We start from the raw sequence: 17,227 nt of genomic DNA, 5'->3' as shown, positions 1-17,227 counted from the left end.
GGCCGCGGGGCCGGCTCCAGCGCCAGCAGCGGCCCCAGGCGCTGGATGACCCGGCAGACGGTGGCCGAGGAGATCCCAAAAAGCGGTGCGAGCTGCCGCATCGTGAGGTTCGTGCGGTAGTACACCGCCACCAGCAGCACCCGCTCGGCCAGCGGCAGACACCAGGGACGGCCACCACCGGGCCCGTTCCCACCCCGCTCCCGCACCACCCTCACCAGCCTCGCGAACCGGTCGATCCGCAAGCCTGTGAACGTCTCCACCCACACCGGCTCAGCCCGCAACACCCCGCCCATACACGGGAAATGCCCAACACCGAGCCTTCTGCAACACCCTTTAACCGACGCTGCACCCGGCTGGGTTGGGGGCTTCGTTACTACGGCAACACTTGTGGATCACGAAAGTAGTAGACGACCGTCACACCCAGTCCGGGCGTGTGCTGGTAGACGACCGTGATGGCCTCGGCCGAGTCACGGGCCAAGGGCGTGGTGTACGTGTACTCCACGCTCGGCGATCTCCAGCCGGGGATCTCGCGACCGGCAGCCGGAGTCCGCTTGATCACCGCAAGTGCGGCCAGCGCGACCTCCTGCTCTCCCTCGGTCGGTTCAGCGAACGCCTGCTTCGCGAAGTCAGCCTCTTCCAGAGGCGTCTCCGGAACCTCGCTCATGTATCACTCGCCCCTGGCCGCACAGCTTCGACCGCCGTCATGACGTCGGGCGAATTGCGGATCAGGACGCGGTGGCGATAAGCCCGCACGACAGCGGCCACGGCTCCCAGATCGTTCGTGGGAGAGGAGCTTATGGCCTCGGCCAGCTCAGCCTCGAAACTCTCGCGGTCGCCCGGAAATCCGTACCGGCTCAGCGCCGATCTCAGGTCTTCCACGGTCCGGATCTCGGGCAGAGGCATCGCACCGTGAGAGTGCCGAGACTGCGCGCTCATGACCATTCCCCTATGCACCGGCCGGGTACTCCGTCTCTGCCCAGTATCGCCGAAGCCACCCGCCGCCGCCCTCACGCGGGCCCACCGAGGTCACCTTGAAGGAGCAGGTGGGCCCAGACCGTCTTGCCCTCGTCGCGGGGCCGCACGCCCCACGACTGCGTGACGGCGTCGACGATCAGCAGTCCGCGCCCCGAGGTGCCGTCCAGCTCCGGCTCCGCCCTCTCGGGCATCTGCCACCGGCAGGAATCCGAGACCTCGACCACGAGCACGCCGACCCGGCAGTGCAGGGTCAGCTCGAAGAACTCACCGATGCCCTTGGCGTGAACGACGGCGTTGGCGGCCAACTCACCGACGACGAGCCCGGCCACCTCCGTGACCGTCCCTAACTTCCAGTCGTCGAACTTCATTTCGGCGGCCCGACGCGCGGCAGGGACGGAGTCCCTACGGAGGCGGAATCTCTGGGTGTGCGTACGTCCGGACATGCGTCCTCCAAGGGACGGGCAGACGGAGTCGTCGTCACCAGGAGTCCACTTGCGGGCACTCTAAGTGACGGGCTTCACGCTAGACTCATCCTGGCCTTGATGCAAGTTTGCAGTCGATACGGACTTGCATCTTCAGCCAGGCCTCAACCGGCTAGCAGGCACGCTCCGTTGACGTGCAGACTGTTGTAGGCAGAAGAGAGGGGCCCTCATGCCCGCAGGTGGGAAAGCCACGGTGCGTAGTCGACGCCTTGGCGCCACGCTGAAGCGGCTTCGGCTGGCCGCACGTTTGGATCAGGAACACGCCGCAGAGGCAGTCGACTGCTCAACTGCCAAGATCAGCCGTATCGAGTCGGGCGTCGTGAGCGCACGGGTCGGAGATGTGCGCATGCTTCTGGACCTGTACGGCGTGCACGACGACGAGGAGCGGTACCGACTGGAGAAGTTGGCGCGGGAGAGCAACAAGCACGGTTGGTGGCTCGACTACCAGACGCCCACGCTGACGCAGTTGGGCGACTACATCGCGCTGGAGACGGATGCGACGTACATCCGCACTTGGCAGCCGGTATTCATTCCCGGCCTTCTCCAGACACCGGAATACACCCGTGCGTTGGTCGAAGCCAACACGGAAGTGACTACCCCCGAAGCGATGGACGAGATCGTCAAAGTGCGGCAAGAACGCCGTCGGAACTTCGAAGAGTCCGGCACCCGATTCGCGGCCGTGATCTGGGAACCGGCCATCACCAACCTGATGCCTTCCGGCAAGGCCCACACAGAGCAGTTGGCTCATCTCGCCAAGATGGCTCGGCAAAAGAACGTGACTCTTCAGGTGCTCCCGCTGAGCGAATGGGCCGCCGCCAGAATGTCACCACCCTTCGTCACACTCTCCTTCGCGCGGGAAGCAGCCCCGGAGGCCGTGGTGCTGGAAACCCTGGCCAACAGCGTGATCCTGGAAAACCATGAGGACATGGCGAACTACGCGCACGCCTTCGAGGCGCTCAGATCAGCTGCCCTCACCCCCGACCGAAGCATCTCCTTCATCCGCAGGACAGCCCAACAAATCCCCAGGGAACCCGAGGAAAAGTGAACCGTCAGAACATAGCCACGGCCTTCGTCAAGTCGTCCTACTCGGGCGGCGGTTCAGGAAGCGAGTGTGTCGAGGTTGCCCACACCGCGACCGGCGGCCGCGCCGTCCGGGACAGTAAGGACCCTGGCGTCGGCATCCAGTACTACACGCCCACCGGCTGGTCCGCGTTCATCGCGGGTGTGAAGGCTGGAGACCTCAGGAGCTGACGCGTACCAGTCCGGCGCCACGAGCCCCACGTCCGGACCGCCCCGGTGGTCGGCGCCGGTCGGCCGGTGACGGCAAGCGGAGCTTGAGGCGGCGCCAGCACGGCTCCGGGGAGGCAAGGGTCTTGCGGGGCATCACATACGGACAGCGCGATCCCTCTCGGCGTCCCGCAGCCGGTGACGGCAGGACACGCCGGGAGGGGCGGGCGCCGAGACGGGCGAAGGCACACGGCGCGCGCAGGACGCTCCGGTGCGGAGGGGCGGGTGGGCGGGAAGGGGAGGCGTCGGAGACGGAGACGGTGACGGGGCACGGCGCGCAGGCCCCCGGTGGGGAGGGGGCGGGTGGGTGGGAAAGGGCGGCGCCAGAGACGGTGACGGGGCACGGCACACACAGGCCGCCCCAGGGTCAGTGGGTGGGAAAGGGCGGCGACTGGCATAGTAAGGGGGGCAGAGTTGCTGAGTCGGTGGGGAGCGCCAGGCGTCCCCGCCAGAAGTCTTATCCGGGCCAGACGATCGACTGGAGTTCGCTGTACGCGTGCAGCGCGTACGAGCCGACGTCCCTGCCCACGCCGCTCCTCTTGAAGCCGCCGAACGGTGCCTCCATGTTGCGGCCGATCGTGTTGACGCCGACGCCGCCCGCCCGCAGGCGGCCGGCGACGCGGAAGGCGCGGGCGACGTCGTTCGACCAGACGTAGTCGATGAGGCCGTAGTCGCTGTCGTTGGCGAGGGCGATCGCCGTCTCCTCGGCGGCCTCGGGAGTCTCTGCGTCGAAGGGCACCACGACCACCACCGGGCCGAAGATCTCCTCCCGGACGACCCGCATGTCGTGGGTGCAGTCCGCGAGGAGGGTCGGGGCTACGTAGAAGCCCTTGCCGAGGCTGGAACCCGCGGGGCGCTCGCCGCCCGCCACCACCCGCGCGCCCTCCTTGCGGCCGAGTTCCACATACGACTCGACGCGGTCGCGGTGCGCCGCCGAGATGACGGGGCCGACGACCGTGCCCGGCTCGCGCGGGTCGCCGACCGTCAGGTGGCTGATGTAGCCGGTGAGATCGTCCAGTAGCCGGTCGTACACGCCCCGTTGGGCGATCACACGCGTCGGAGCGGTGCAGATCTGGCCGCTGTAGAAGGAGAAGGTGGTGCCGATGCCGGCGACGGCCGCGGCGAAGCGCTCGTCGTCCACGTCGTCGAAGACGATCGCCGCGCCCTTGCCGCCCAGCTCCATCAGCTGCCGTTTCATATGGCGCCCGCAGACCTCGCCGATGCGCTGCCCGACGGCCGTCGACCCGGTGAAACTCACCATGTCCACGCGCGGGGAGTCGACGGCGGCCTCGCCCACGGCGGTGTCCGTGCCGGAGACGACGTTGACGACGCCGGGCGGTGCTCCCGCCTCCTCCAGCGCGGCCGCCATGCCGTAGACGGAGAGCGGGTCCTGCGGGGCCGGTTTGACCACGACGGTGTTGCCCATGGCGAGCGCGGGCGCGACCTTGCCCGCGGCGTTCGCCCAGGGGTTGTTGTACGAGGTGACGCAGGTGACGACGCCGACGGGCCGGCGCACGGCGAGCGCCCCCATCACCCCCGCCTTCCCCATGGGCCCCGCCTCGTTGATCTGCGGCGGAAGCGCGGACTCCACCGGTTCGAGCGCGCCCTTCGCGTACCGCTCGAAGCGGGACACCGCCACGGCGACCTGCATGCCGCGCGCCGTGCCGGTCGTCGCGCCGGACTCGGCCCGGGCCAGCTCGGCGTACGGGGCCAGATCGCGCCGCATGATCGAGGCCGCGCGGGACAGGACGGCGGCCCGCTCCTCGGGGGTCGTGCGGGACCAGCTCGCGAAGGCGTCGCCGGCCGCCGAGGCCGCCGCGTGGACCTGCGCGCGGCTCGCCTCGGGCGCGAGGCCGACGACCTCCTCGGTCGCCGGGTCGATCACTTCGTAGTGCCCGCCGTCGGGCTCGACCCACTCGCCCCCGATGAACAGCCGCCGCCGTATGACCGTCACTTGGTGCTCACCGTCCTGGTGTCGCGCCCGGACCGCAGGACCTTGCCGGGCACGGCACCGGTGACGACGTCCTCACGGATCGCCTCGACGCCGTTGACCCACACCGCGTTGACGCCGATCGCCTTGGAGTCCAGTCGCGGGCTGTCGCCGGGCAGGTCGTGGACGAGCGTGGCCTTCCCGGCGTCGATCCGCTCCGGGTCGAAGAGGACCAGGTCGGCGTGGTAACCCTCGGCGATCCGGCCTCGCTCGCGCAGCCCGAAGAGCCGGGCGGGGTCGTCGGTGAGCATCTTCACGGCCTGTTCGAGCCCGACCAGCTCGCGCCCGCGCAGACAGTCCCCGAGGAAGCGGGTCGTGTACGGGGCCCCGCACATGCGGTCCAGATGCGCGCCGGCGTCGGAACCGCCCAGCAGCACGTCCTCGTGCCGCCAGGTCTCGGCGCGCAGGGCCCAGGAGTCGGGGTCGTTGTCGGTGGGCATCGGCCACAGGACGGTGCGCAGACCGTCGCCGGCGCAGATCTCGACGATGCACTCGAAGGGTTCCTGGCCGCGTTCGGCGGCGATGTCGGCCACGACCCGGCCGGTGAGACCTTCGTTCGCCTCGGAGTACGTGTCTCCGATGACGTACCGGTCGAAGCGGGCCAGGCGCCGGAAGACGCCCGCCTCCTTGCTGTCCGCGCGCCGCAGCATCGACGCGCGCACCTCGGGATCGCGCAGCTTCGCGATGCGCTCCGGCACGGGCAGGCCGAGCACGTCGCCCCAGCCGGGGATGAGGTTGAGGGCGCAGAAGGTGCCGAGCGACATGTTCATGGGGGTGAGGATCGGCATGGTGAGGGCGACGACGCGGCCGCCCGCCTCGCGGGCGCGCTCGCTCGGCACGAGCTGGCGCGGTACGCGTTCGGGGACGGCGGCGTCGATGGTGAGCACGTTCCAGTTGAGCGGCCGTCCGGCGGCGACGCTCATCTCCACGAACAGGTCGATCTCGTCGTCGCCGAACTGGTCGAGACACCCCGCGACGATCGCTTCGAGCTGCGTGCCCTCGTGCTCGGCGACCGCGCGGGACAGGGCGAGCAGCTCCTCGGGCTTCGCGTGGCGCGACGCCACCGGCTGCCCGTCGCCGTCGGAGTGGGTCGAGGACTGTGTGGTGGACAGGCCCCAGGCGCCCGCGTCCATCGCGTCGTGGAAGAGCCGGATCATCTCGTCCAGCTGGCCGGGCGTCGGCTGTCCCCCGACCGCGTCCGCCCCCATGACGTACCGCCGCAGGGCGCAGTGCCCCACCATGAACCCGGCGTTGACGGCGATCCGCCCTTCCAGGGCGTCCAGGTACTCCCCGAACGAACTCCACGTCCAGGGCGCGCCCTCCTCCAGCGCCACCAGCGACATGCCCTCGACCTTCGACATCATCCGCCGCGTGTAGTCGGCGTCCTCGGGCCGGTCCGGGTGCAGCGGCGCCAGCGTGAACCCGCAGTTTCCGCCGGCGACGGTCGTCACGCCGTGGTTGAGGGACGGCGTCGCGTACGGGTCCCAGAACAGCTGGGCGTCGTAGTGCGTATGCGGATCGACGAACCCGGGCGCGAGTACGCGCCCCTGGGCGTCTTCGCCGGTCCGCGCCTCCTCGGTGACGGCGCCGGGTGCGGCGACGACGGCGATGCGGCCGTCCCGTATGCCGACGTCGGCGGTGAAGGCGGGGGCGCCGGTCCCGTCGACGACGGTCGCGCCCTTGATGAGGTGGTCGAGCATGACGGGAACGTCCCCTTTCGGAAAACTGATCACAGGGCGGGAAATGTCAGCCCGTCCGGCGTTTGAGGACGAGCCCGAAGGGCGATGAAGCGGGGTCCGGGGGCGCAGCTCCCGCGACGGCACCCAAAGACACCGCCCGAGCCCCGCAGGGCCCCGGCTTCCGTCCGGGAGGGGAAGCCGGGGCTGCTCAGGGAGTCACGCCCCGGCGGCCCGCCGGAAGCGCGTCGTCCGGTGAACGGGATCCGTGTCGATCTTCGGGATCACATGCTCACCGATCAGCTTGATCGTGTTCTTCGTGTTCTCGGGCGAGATCCCGATGGGCATCCCGAAGCTGAGCTGGTCGGCCCCGGCCTGCTCCCACCGCTTGCACTGCTGGAAGACCTCGTCCGGGTCGCCGCAGATCATCAGCTCCTCGGCGATGAGCAGCTCGATGATCTCCTCGGTGTAGGCGGGGAGCAGCTCGGGCCACTCGGGGATGCCCTCGGGCCGGGGGAAGGTGTCGTGGTAGCGGAAGAGGAGCGACTGGAGGTAGTTGAGCCCGCTGCCGATGGCGATCTCCACCGCCTTCTCGTGCGTCTCGGCGCAGATGGCCGTGGAGGTCACCATGACGTTGTCGTTGACGAAGTCGCCGATCGCCTCGGCCTCCTTCACGGCCGTCTTGTACGAGTCGACGACCCACTCCATGTCGGAGACCTTCTGCACGCTGAAACCGAGGACGCCGAGGCCCTTCTTGCCGGCCATCGCGTACGAGGACGGGGACCCGGCGGCGTACCACATGGCCGGGTGCGACTTCCCGTACGGCTTGGGCAGGACCTTGCGCGGCGGCAGGGACCAGTGTTTGCCCTGGAAACCGACGTACTCGTCCTGGAGCCACATCTTGGGGAACTCGGCGATGGTCTCTTCCCATATCTCCTTGGTGTGGTTCATGTCGGTGATGCCCGGCATGAAGCCGAGGATCTCGTGCGAACCGGCACCGCGCCCCGTCCCGAACTCGAAGCGGCCTTCGGAGAGATGGTCGAGCATGGCGACCTTCTCGGCGACCTTCACCGGGTGGTTGACGGGCGCGAGCGGGTTGAAGATGCCGGATCCCAGGTGGATGCGGTCGGTCGCGTGGGCGAGGTATCCGAGGTAGACGTCGTTGGCGGACAGGTGTGAGTAATGCTCCAGGAAGTGGTGCTCGGAGGCCCATGCGTACTTGAAGCCCGCCTTGTCCGCGTGAATGACGTACTCGGTCTCCTCGATGAGCGCCTTGTGCTCCGCTTCGGGGTCGACCTTGGCCCGCTCGGCGGGCACGTATCCCTGTACAAAGAGACCGAATTCCAAGGAGGTTCACCGTCCTCGTGATGTCTGACGGGTAGCGGCGCGCAGTCTCCTGACGCTCCGTCAGATTGCGATGCGTCGACTGTTCCACCGGGCCCACGAGGCGTCAATACCTGACGCATCGTCAGACTGTCGTGCGCGGGAGCGGAACCGGCCCTTCTCAGATGACGCTGACGCCCGCCAGCCAGCCCCCGTCGATGACGAAGGGCTGGCCCGTGATATACGCCGAGTCGTCCCCGGTGAGGAAGAGCGCGAGGGCCGCGATCTCCTGGGGCGTCCCGATCCGCCCCATCGGCACCAGCTTCTTGTACAGCTCGGCGACCGCACCCTTCGCCTCCTCGGGGTCGGCGGACGGGTCGAGCTGGGCGGGGTTCGTCATGGGGGTGTCGACGGCCCCCGGGCACACGGCGTTGACGCGGATGTTCTTCCCGGACAGCTCCAGCGCGGCGACCCGGGTGAGGCCGAGGATGGCGTGCTTCGTGGCGGCGTACGCGCCGACGTACGCCATGCCCGTGAGCGCCGCGTAGGACGCGGTGTTCACGATCGTGCCGCCGCCCGCGGCCTCGATCTCCGGGGCGACGGTGCGGATGCCGAGGAAACAGCCGATCTGGTTGACCTGGATGACCTGCTGGAACTCTTCGAGGGGGGTGTTGACCAGCTCGTTGAAGCGGAGGATGCCCGCGTTGTTGACGAGGCCGTCTATCTTCCCGAAGGCGTCCTTGGCGGTGGCCACGGCGGCCCGCCAGTCCGCCTCCCGGCCCACGTCCAGATGGACGTACGTCGCCGCGTCCGCTCCCAGCTCCTCGCCGATCTCCTTGGCGAGGGCCTCGCCCTGGTCATCGAGCACATCCGCGACAACGACCTTTGCGCCCTCCGCGGCGAACAGCCGCGCCTCCTGCTCGCCCTGCCCGCGTGCCGCGCCGGTGACGATGACGACGCGGTCGTCCAGCTTGCCCATGGGGATCTCCTTGGTGGTTGAGACGAAGGTCGGTGCGGTGGGGGACGGTGGTGCGGCGCATCGGTCAGTCGTTGAGGTGCGGCGCCACGTCGGTGGCGAACGCCGTCATCTGGTCCGTGAGTTCGGCGCGGCTACGGCTGCGGAAGCGGACCTGGATCTGATCGACGCCCATCGCCGCGTACGCGCGCAGCGACTCCGCCAGCGCCTCCGGCTTGCCGTGCAGCGTGCGGTGGCCGACGGACCAGCCAGGTACGCCGACGTACAGGGACTCGGTGATCGCGCCGACGGTGATCGGCTCCGTCACCCCGGCGCCCGCCCGCAGCCGCTTGAGCCTCGCGATCTGCGCGGGCAGCTTGTCGCGCGGGTCGCCCTGCGGCAGCCAGCCCTCGGCGCGGGTCGCGGCGCGGCGGACGGCGGCGGGCGAGGAGCCGCCGACCCAGACGGGTACGTGCCGTTGCGCGGGGCGCGGCCGCTGACCCAGGCCGCTGAAGTCGAAGCGCTCGCCGTGGTGCTCGGGGTACTCGTCCGGGCCGAGCGCCGCCCTCAGCGCGTCGATCGTCTCGTCGAGCAGCGGGCCGCGCCGCCCGAAGTCGACGCCGAGCGCCTCGAACTCCTCCGGTACGTGTCCCGCGCCGACCCCGAGGATCAGCCGGCCGCCGCTGAGGTGGTCCAGGGTCGCGTACTGCTTGGCGGTGACGAGGGGATGGCGCAGGCCCACGATGGCGACGTGGCTCATCAGGCGGACGTTCTCGGTGACGGCGGCGAGGAAGGCGAGGGTCGCGACGGGGTCGTACCAGACGGTGCTCATGGCTTCCGCGAGGCGGCGGGGGATGGCCACGTGGTCGCAGGTGGCGAGGTAGGCGAAGCCGGTGCGGTCCGCGGTGCGGGCTATCTCGGCGAGATCCTGGGGGGTGGCGTCGGCTTCCCAGGGTTCGGCGTAGAGGGAGCTTTGGGACTGTACGGGGAGTTGCATCCCGTAGGTGAGATGTCCTCGGGGGGAGCGGTGCGTCGGGTCGACGGCCACGGGGGACCACCCTCTGGGTCGGCTTTACCTGACGGGGCGTCAAGCATGGTGTCCTCTGACGGAGCGTCAGGCAAGGGGGCGTGGGGGGTCTGCCGTTTCCCTGGGGGCGGGGGGGGCAAGCCCGCCGCGAAGCGGCGGGACAGGGCCGCCCCCGACGGCGAGAGCGACGCCCCACCTCCCCCGCCCCCACGCCAGAGCCCCCCTCATGCCCCCGGCCAGAGCCCCGTCTCCGTAAGACCGAGAAGGCCCACCGCGTTGCCCCGCACGATCCGCTCCACCACCTCCGCGGCCAAATGTCCCATCTGTGCCTCCCCGACCTCCCGCGACCTGGGCCAAGTGGAGTCGGAGTGCGGGTAGTCGGTTTCGTAGAGGACGTTCCCGACGCCGATCGACTCCAGGTTCTTCAGCCCGAACGCGTCATCGAAGAAGCACCCGTACACGTGCTCGGCGAAGAGCTCGGACGGCGGCCGGTGCACCTTGTCGGCGACCCCGCCCCATCCCCGGTTCTCCTCCCATACGACGTCCGCCCGCTCCAGGATGTACGGGATCCAGCCGATCTGCCCTTCCGCGTACATCACCTTCAGGTTCGGGAAGCGTTCGAACTTGCCGCTCATCAGCCAGTCCACCATCGAGAAGCAGCAGTTGGCGAAGGTGATGGTGGAGCCGACCGCCGGCGGCGCGTCCGCCGACGTCGACGGCATCCTGCTGGACGAGCCGATGTGCATGGCCACGACCGTCCCCGTCTCGTCGCACGCCGCGAGGAAGGGGTCCCACGCGTCGGTATGGATCGACGGCAGCCCCAGGTGCGGTGGGATCTCGGAGAAGGCGACCGCCCGCACCCCGCGCGCGGCGTTGCGCCGGACCTCGGCGGCGGCCAGTTCGGCGTCCCACAGGGGGATGAGGGTGAGCGGTATCAGGCGGCCGTGGGCGTCGGGTCCGCACCACTCCTCCACCATCCAGTCGTTGTACGCGCGTACGCCGAGGAGGCCGAGTTCGCGGTCCTTGGCCTCGGTGAACGTCTGCCCGCAGAAGCGCGGGAAGGTGGGGAAGCAGAGCGCGGACCGGACGTGGTTGACGTCCATGTCCGCGAGGCGTTCGGGCACGCTGAAGGACCCCGGGCGCATCTGCTCGTAGGTGATGACCTCCAGTTTGATCTCGTCCCGGTCGTATCCGACGGCCGTGTCGAGGCGGGTCAGCGGCCGGTGCAGATCCTCGTACACCCACCAGTCCCCGATGGGCCCCTCGTCGCCTTTCCGCCCCATGACCGGGGCGAACTTGCCGCCCAGGAAGGTCATTTCCTTCAGCGGGGCGCGGACGATCCGGGGGCCGGTGTCCCGGTACTTCGACGGGAGCCGGTCCCGCCAGACGTGCGGGGGTTCGACGGTGTGGTCGTCCACCGAGATGATTTCCGGGAAGGTCTCCGTGCTCGCCGCGCTCTCCATGGTCTCCATACGGCCACGGTAGCGTCGAACTGACGGCCCGTCAGCAAGCTGCGCCGCGCCTCCTGCTGCCCACCCGAGCGCGGCGTCATGCGGAACGGTGTGCGAGGACCCTGTGAGAGCCGTCTCCCACGGCTGACGCATCCGCCATGAACAAGGCAAACTGGCGGGGTGCACGAACCGAGGCACGGCCGGGGCCCGCCCGAAGCGGGGTCGCGGCACGGCTGCGGCGGCGCGACCGACGTACGACCGATATGCGGCACGACGCGGGCAGGGCAGGCCCGCGACCGGCAGGACTTGGGAACGGCAGGGCGGCAGGGGGAGCGATGGTCGATGTACCGCGAGTACCGGAGCAGTGGCATCCGGCCTCGGGGAACACCCCCGGGGGGCGGACCGAGGGGCACCCCGAGGTCCAGGCGTCACGCTTCAGCGTGCTCGGACCGGTGCGCGCATGGCTCGGCACGGAGCAGCTCACGACCGGCTCACCGCAGCAGCGGGCACTGCTCGCGGCCCTCCTGCTGCGGGACGGCCGCACCGCCACGGCCTCGGAGCTGATCGACGCCCTCTGGGGCGACGAGCCGCCTTCGCAGGCACTGGCGGCGGTACGTACGTACGCGTCCCGGCTGCGCAAAGTGCTGCCCCCCGGAGTTCTCGTCAGCGAATCCGGCGGCTACGCGGTCCAGGTCGCCGACGGCGCCCTCGACCTGGCCGTGGCCGAAGATCTCTGGGCGGCCGCCGAGAAGGCCCGCGGCGTCGGTGACCTGCGCCAGGCGCGCGCACTGGTGAACAAGTCCCTCGGCCTGTGGGACGGCGAGCCCCTGGCCGGCGTCCCCGGTCCGTACGCCGACACGCAGCGCACCCGCCTCGACGAGTGGCGACTGCAACTGATCGAGTCGCGTCTCGACATGGACCTGGAGGTCGGCTGTCACGCGGAGGCCGTCTCCGAGCTGACGGCACTGACGGCGGCCCACCCCCTGCGCGAGCGCCTGCGCGAGCTGTTGATGCTGGCCCTCTACCGCAGCGGCCGCCAGGCGGAGGCCCTCGCGGTCTACGCGGACACGCGCCGCCTGCTCGCGGACGAGCTGGGCGTCGACCCGCGCCCGGGACTCAAGGAACTCCAGCAGCGCATCCTCCAGGCGGACCCGGCCCTGGCAGAGCCCCCGGCCGCGGACCCGGCACCGGCGGCCACGGCGGTCCGTCCGGCGCAACTTCCCGCGACCGTCCCCGACTTCACGGGGAGAGCCGCCTTCGTGGACGAGCTGAGCGAGATCCTCTCCACGGCCGAGGGCCGGGTGATGGCGGTCTCCGCGCTGGCGGGCATCGGAGGCGTCGGCAAGACGACCCTCGCCGTCCACGTCGCGCATGTGGCCCGTGCCCACTTCCCGGACGGCCAGCTCTACGTCGACCTCCAGGGCGCGGGCGCGCGGGCGGCGCAACCGGAGACGGTCCTCGGCGCGTTCCTGCGCGCGCTCGGCACGGCCGACTCCTCGATCCCCGACTCCCTGGAGGAGCGGGCGGCCCTCTACCGTTCGGTCCTGGACGGCCGCCGCGTCCTCGTGGTCCTGGACAACGCGCGCGACGCGGCCCAGGTGCGCCCCCTGCTCCCCGGCATGGAGGGCTGCGCGGCGCTGGTCACGAGCCGGGTCCGGATGGTGGATCTGGCGGGCGCGCACCTGGTCGACCTGGACGTGATGTCCCCCGAGGAGGCCCTGCTCCTCTTCACCCGCATCGTCGGCGAGGAACGGGTCACCTCGGAACGGGAAGCGGCCCTCGACGTCGTCGCGGCCTGCGGCTTCCTGCCCCTCGCCATCCGCATCGCGGCCTCCCGCCTCGCGGCCCGCCGCACCTGGACGGTCTCCACGCTCGCGGCGAAGCTCGCGGACGAGCGCCGCCGCCTGGACGAACTCCAGGCGGGCGACCTGGCCGTCAAGGCCACCTTCGAACTCGGCTACGGACAGCTGGAGCCCCCTCAGGCCCGCGCCTTCCGCCTCCTCGGCCTCGCGGACGGCCCCGACCTCTCCCTGGCCGCGGCCGCCGCGGTCCTGGACCTCCCCCTGGAGGAGACGGAAGACCTCCTGGAATCCCTGGTGGACACCTCCCTGGTCGAGTCCGCGGCGCCGGGCCGCTACCGCTACCACGACCTCGTACGCCTCTACGCGCGTGCATGCGCCGAACGCGACGAACAGCCCCCCAGCGAGCGCGACGCCGCGATGTCGCGCCTGCTGGACTTCTATCTGGCGTCGGCGGCACGGGTCTACGCCCTGGAGCGGCCCGGGGACCGGACGGTGGACCACCTTGAGGTGACCGAGCGGGCGGGCCTCGACTTCACCGACAACACCAAGGCCTTCGACTGGCTGCACGGGGAGGCTTCCTGCATCCTGGCGTGCGTGCAGCAGTCCCTGGGCCCCGCCGCACTGCGCCGGGCCGTCGACCTTCTCCTCGCGGCGAAGGACCTGGCGGAGTCAGGAGCCATATCGCACGGGTACGAGACGGCGACGCGCGCAGCCTGCGAGGCCGCCGCCACGGCGGGGGACGCGCTCGCCGAGGGCCGGGCACGGGTGAGTCTTGCCCAGGTGCTCAACAAGGTCGGTCGTTTCGACGACGCGGCCGTCGAGCTGGACCTCGCCACCGCGCTCGCCGCGAAGTCCGCGGACCCGTGGACCACCGGCAACGCTCTCAACGAGCAGGGGATCATCAACAACTGCATCGACCGGCCGGCGGTCAGCGAGACGCACCTGCGCAGAGCCATCGACGTCTTTCGCGCCGACGGCAACCGCCACAGCGAGGCCAGTGCCTTGTGCAACCTGTCCCGTGCACTGCTCGCGATGGGCCGCACCGCCAAGTCGATCGAGCTCGCACGGCAGGGCATCGCCATCTACAGCGATCACGGAGTCACCTTCCGCCTGGCCAACGCCAAGTACGCTCTCGGCCTGGCACTCAGCGACGCCAACCGTCGTGCGGACGCTCTCGACCAGCTCAACGACGCCTTGCAGATCTTCGCCGAGAACCGCCAGCGCCTGTGGGAGGGTACGACGCACTACCGCATCGCCCAGGTGGACCTCGCGGACGGCCGTCCCGCACGGGCGGCCCAGCATGCCGAACAGGCGCTCGCCATCGGATGTGTCGGCGGCGAGTGGATGCGGGCCAACGTACTGACCCTGCTGGGAAGCTCCCTCGCCGAACTGGGCCAGCTGGACCGGGCGAAGGCATGCTGGCGCGAGGCCCTGGCCATCCACGAGGAATCGAGCGCCCCGGAGGCCGCTCGGGTCAGGAATCTCCTCAATCCGGCAGCCGTCACCTGACGGCTCCCGGGTCGCGTTCATCGAACGTTTATGAGCGGCTGCCACTCTCATGGAGTCGATCCGTCGCGTCGGGGGGCAGACGGGTCGCACGGGCCCTGCGGATAAGGTGAGCGGCCCAGAACGCCCGTTCGGCGGTCCTCGGGGGAGTCGCCGAACGGGCGTATTCGATACCTGAACCCCGCTCTGACCCAAGGAGTTGTCGCACATGAGCGAGATCGACAAGAAGTCCGTCATCACCACCATGGGTGAGGGCCACACGCCCGCCCCGCCGAAGGACGGCGCCATCACCACGCAGGGTGAGGGCCACACGCCCGCCCCGCCGAGGGACGGCACCATCACCACGCAGGGCGAGGGCCACACGCCCACCCCGCCCAAGGACTGAGCCAGCGTCATATCCCGACGGGGGATCGATCGGCCGCGGCGGCGCGGAGGGGGAGCCGTCGCGGCCGACGCATGTCCGGGCGCCGGGACACGGGGAAGATGCCACGCCCGGCGATCAACGGAATCGAACGTTCAGTCGCCGCATCAGTAGGGTCACTCGACGTCGGAAGTCCGCCACACCACAGGAGTTGGAATGACCCGCACCAAGAAGTTACTCGTCACCTGCGTCATCGCTGCCGCCACCGCAGGCGCGGCAGCGACCCCGGCGCTCGCCGACAGCCACGCGCCGACTCCGCCTCGGGACGGCCACATACCGATCACCGCCCAGCAGGACGGCCACTCACCGACGGCGCCCCTGGGCGACGGTCACGCACCGACATCCCCGCAGGGCTGACACCCGGCCAGGCAACGGGGCCGAGCTCACCCCTCGGCCCCTCGCCTGGCGTCACCCCACCTGTCGGCGCCCCGCCGACAAGGAGCCCTTCACCGCCGTCACGAACGCGTCCCGCGTCGCATCGTCCAGGAGGTCCAGGGACAGGTACGGGTTCAGGTCCTCCAGTTCGACCAGGAGGAGGTCGCCGGACGGGGTGCGGCAGGCGTCGACTCGCTGGATTCCGTGGTCGATCGTGTTCCAGTCGATGAAGCGCTGGGCGAAGGCCAGGTCGTCGGGGGTGGGGGCGTAGCGCTCCAGGCGCCAGCGGTGGTCGGGGGCGGGGGCGTGGAGCGCGTACTGGAAGGTGCGGTCGACGAAGTAGAACGAGACCTCGTAGGTGAAGTCGACGCGCGGCTGGATGAGGATGCCGGAGGCGGGGCCGGCCTCGGTCGTCAAGGCCGGCAGGGACTCCCTCGGCACGAAACGCAGGCCTATCGAGTCCGCGCCCAGCTTCGGCTTCACCACGTACGTCTCCGTGGCCGGGAGACGGTCGACGTCCCGGGGGTCGTCGACCGTCGGGATCACGGGGTAGCCCGCGGCCGTGAGGTCCAGCAGGTACTGCTTGCCCGCCATGTCCGCCCTGCCGGTGAGCTGGTTGTGCACACGCGCCCCGCACCGCGCCGCCCGGTCCGTGAAGTCGTCCCACTGGTCCTGGTAGTCGAGGACCGGGCCGGTGTTGCGGACCATGACCACGTCGAAGGCGGACGTCTCCATCAGGGGCGCCGCGTCCAGCGGGTGGCACAGGGCCACGTCGAAGTCCTCGCGGAGGCGGGCGGTGAGGTAGATGTCCTCGTCGCAGTAGCGGCGGCCCTTGGCCTGGTAGGCGAGGTCGGTGACGAAGAGGACGCGGGGGCGTGTGGTGCGCATCGCGCAATCGTCGCAGATGCGGCCATCCGAGCGGTGCCGGGCCGCATGCCGCCCGTGGCAGAGTCATGGTCATGCGCATGGCCATCCCGATGACGTACCGAAGACGCCTCGGCGTCGCCGCCCTCCTCGTCGCCACCGTCGCGCCCCTCGCCGCCTGCGGGAGCGAGACGGCCCGGCCGGGGGCCGACTCCCCCAGGTCGTCCGGCCCCGGCGCCTCCCCCTACGTAGAGCCCGGAGTCGTCGACGGCGCTCCCCACCATGGGGACAACAACGCCTACCGCCGCCCGCGTGACATGACCGCCGCCGGCCAGGAGGCGGCGCGGGCCGAAGCCGCCCGTATGGAGCCCGTCCTGAAGCGGCTCTGGCGGCAGAAGAAGTGGGATCCGCAGAGCGTGCGCGCCGCGCTCACCGGCAGGCTCGGGTACGAGGGCGCGATGATCGGCCTCTACGTAGGGGACGACGCCTGCGTGACCGCTTTCGTCCAGGAGTCCGACTACGGCGTCACGACGAACGGGCGCTTCATGGAGACCGGCTGCATCGCACCGCCCATCGGGCACTGAGCAGCAGCCGAGCCACCTCGCTGCTGCGCCTTCAGGCCCCCGTATATCGATGGACAGGCCCACCCCCCACCCCCAATAGTGCCGCCCATGACTTCTCTCGTGCGCCACCTCACATTCGACTGCCACGACGCCTACCGCCAGGGCTCCTTCTGGGCCGAGGTCCTCGGTGGAGCGATCTCCGACGACGACTTTCCCGGGGACCCCGAAGCCCTCGTCACCACGGCGGGCGTGACTCTCCTCTTCGTGACCGTGCCCGACACCAAGACCGTCAAGAACCGTCTGCACCTGGACCTCCAGCCGCAGGACCGCACCCGGGACGAGGAGGTCGAGCGCGTCCTCGCGCTCGGCGCCGAGCAGGTCGCCGACCATCGGCGGCCCAACGGCCGTGGCTGGGTCCTCCTCGCCGATCCGGAGGGCAACGAGTTCTGCGTGGAGTGCAGCGAGGCCGAGCGGACGGCCATCCTCGCGGCCGAGGGCGCCTGACCGCCCGCCCCTGGCGGGTACCGCCC

General features: G+C 70.3%; 17 protein-coding genes. 7 read left to right on the top strand and 10 right to left on the bottom strand.

Annotated features, from left to right (window positions below; all coding sequences use genetic code 11):
• The 3 genes from ACWDZ7_RS28830 to ACWDZ7_RS28820 form a co-directional block, all read right to left on the bottom strand.
• Positions 1 to 293, bottom strand: a 293-nt coding sequence (locus ACWDZ7_RS28830) for a helix-turn-helix domain-containing protein (protein WP_451800962.1), incomplete at its 3' end; no start/stop codon positions are given.
• A gap of 80 nt (positions 294 to 373) precedes the next feature.
• The gene (locus ACWDZ7_RS28825) at positions 374 to 664 is read right to left on the bottom strand and encodes a hypothetical protein (RefSeq protein WP_451800960.1); all 291 of its coding nucleotides are present in this window, start codon (positions 662 to 664) and stop codon (positions 374 to 376) included.
• Between the two features lie 343 nt (positions 665 to 1,007).
• Complete coding sequence (locus tag ACWDZ7_RS28820) at positions 1,008 to 1,418, bottom strand: ATP-binding protein (protein WP_451800958.1); 411 nt, start codon at positions 1,416 to 1,418, stop codon at positions 1,008 to 1,010.
• 208 nt (positions 1,419 to 1,626) lie between these two features.
• Here ACWDZ7_RS28820 and ACWDZ7_RS28815 point away from each other — a divergent pair, with 208 nt between their 5' ends.
• Both ACWDZ7_RS28815 and ACWDZ7_RS28810 read left to right on the top strand, forming a co-directional pair.
• Positions 1,627 to 2,502 carry a helix-turn-helix domain-containing protein gene (locus ACWDZ7_RS28815; RefSeq protein WP_451800956.1) on the top strand — a complete coding sequence of 292 codons (876 nt, stop codon included), beginning with the start codon at positions 1,627 to 1,629 and terminating at the stop codon, positions 2,500 to 2,502.
• On the top strand, positions 2,499 to 2,708 hold the full coding sequence (locus ACWDZ7_RS28810; protein WP_451800954.1) for a DUF397 domain-containing protein: 210 nt from the start codon (positions 2,499 to 2,501) through the stop codon (positions 2,706 to 2,708). Before ACWDZ7_RS28815 ends, ACWDZ7_RS28810 begins: the two co-directional genes overlap by 4 nt.
• A 493-nt stretch (positions 2,709 to 3,201) precedes the next feature.
• Here ACWDZ7_RS28810 and ACWDZ7_RS28805 read toward each other — a convergent pair whose 3' ends face one another.
• The 6 genes from ACWDZ7_RS28805 to ACWDZ7_RS28780 all read right to left on the bottom strand — a co-directional run bounded on the left by ACWDZ7_RS28805 (position 3,202) and on the right by ACWDZ7_RS28780 (position 11,187).
• Positions 3,202 to 4,698, bottom strand: coding sequence for an aldehyde dehydrogenase family protein (locus ACWDZ7_RS28805; protein ID WP_451800952.1), 1,497 nt, complete (start codon positions 4,696 to 4,698; stop codon positions 3,202 to 3,204).
• A complete protein-coding gene (locus ACWDZ7_RS28800; protein ID WP_451800951.1) occupies positions 4,695 to 6,434 on the bottom strand; it encodes an N-acyl-D-amino-acid deacylase family protein in 1,740 nt (579 codons plus the stop codon). The genes ACWDZ7_RS28805 and ACWDZ7_RS28800 overlap by 4 nt, the downstream gene beginning before the upstream one ends.
• A gap of 195 nt (positions 6,435 to 6,629) precedes the next feature.
• The gene (locus ACWDZ7_RS28795; protein WP_451800949.1) at positions 6,630 to 7,757 is read right to left on the bottom strand and encodes an LLM class flavin-dependent oxidoreductase; all 1,128 of its coding nucleotides are present in this window, start codon (positions 7,755 to 7,757) and stop codon (positions 6,630 to 6,632) included.
• Positions 7,758 to 7,914: 157 nt separating this feature from the next.
• A complete protein-coding gene (locus ACWDZ7_RS28790; RefSeq protein ID WP_451800948.1) occupies positions 7,915 to 8,712 on the bottom strand; it encodes an SDR family NAD(P)-dependent oxidoreductase in 798 nt (265 codons plus the stop codon).
• Between the two features lie 64 nt (positions 8,713 to 8,776).
• A complete protein-coding gene (locus ACWDZ7_RS28785) occupies positions 8,777 to 9,685 on the bottom strand; it encodes an LLM class F420-dependent oxidoreductase (protein WP_451800971.1) in 909 nt (302 codons plus the stop codon).
• A gap of 254 nt (positions 9,686 to 9,939) precedes the next feature.
• On the bottom strand, positions 9,940 to 11,187 hold the full coding sequence (locus tag ACWDZ7_RS28780; RefSeq protein WP_451800946.1) for an amidohydrolase family protein: 1,248 nt from the start codon (positions 11,185 to 11,187) through the stop codon (positions 9,940 to 9,942).
• A gap of 314 nt (positions 11,188 to 11,501) precedes the next feature.
• On the opposite strand from ACWDZ7_RS28780, the gene ACWDZ7_RS28775 reads away from it, so the two are divergent.
• The 3 genes from ACWDZ7_RS28775 (at position 11,502) to ACWDZ7_RS28765 (ending at position 15,252) form a co-directional block, all read left to right on the top strand.
• Entirely contained in the window at positions 11,502 to 14,477 is a 2,976-nt protein-coding gene (locus tag ACWDZ7_RS28775; RefSeq protein ID WP_451800944.1) for a BTAD domain-containing putative transcriptional regulator, read from the top strand.
• A 205-nt stretch (positions 14,478 to 14,682) separates the two neighbouring features.
• Entirely contained in the window at positions 14,683 to 14,859 is a 177-nt protein-coding gene (locus tag ACWDZ7_RS28770; protein WP_451800943.1) for a sigma-like protein, read from the top strand.
• A gap of 192 nt (positions 14,860 to 15,051) precedes the next feature.
• Positions 15,052 to 15,252 carry a hypothetical protein gene (locus tag ACWDZ7_RS28765; RefSeq protein WP_451800941.1) on the top strand — a complete coding sequence of 67 codons (201 nt, stop codon included), beginning with the start codon at positions 15,052 to 15,054 and terminating at the stop codon, positions 15,250 to 15,252.
• Between the two features lie 51 nt (positions 15,253 to 15,303).
• On the opposite strand, the gene ACWDZ7_RS28760 is transcribed toward ACWDZ7_RS28765, so the two are convergent.
• Complete coding sequence (locus ACWDZ7_RS28760; protein ID WP_451800940.1) at positions 15,304 to 16,158, bottom strand: hypothetical protein; 855 nt, start codon at positions 16,156 to 16,158, stop codon at positions 15,304 to 15,306.
• A 71-nt stretch (positions 16,159 to 16,229) separates the two neighbouring features.
• Here ACWDZ7_RS28760 and ACWDZ7_RS28755 point away from each other — a divergent pair, with 71 nt between their 5' ends.
• Positions 16,230 to 16,718 carry a hypothetical protein gene (locus ACWDZ7_RS28755; RefSeq protein WP_451800938.1) on the top strand — a complete coding sequence of 163 codons (489 nt, stop codon included), beginning with the start codon at positions 16,230 to 16,232 and terminating at the stop codon, positions 16,716 to 16,718.
• A gap of 87 nt (positions 16,719 to 16,805) precedes the next feature.
• Complete coding sequence (locus tag ACWDZ7_RS28750; protein ID WP_451800936.1) at positions 16,806 to 17,201, top strand: VOC family protein; 396 nt, start codon at positions 16,806 to 16,808, stop codon at positions 17,199 to 17,201.
• Positions 17,202 to 17,227 lie beyond the last annotated feature (26 nt).

Source organism: Streptomyces sp. NPDC003032 (genome assembly GCF_053591415.1).
Note: the sequence above shows the minus strand (reverse complement) of the source record. Positions and strands in the feature narration are given on the sequence as shown.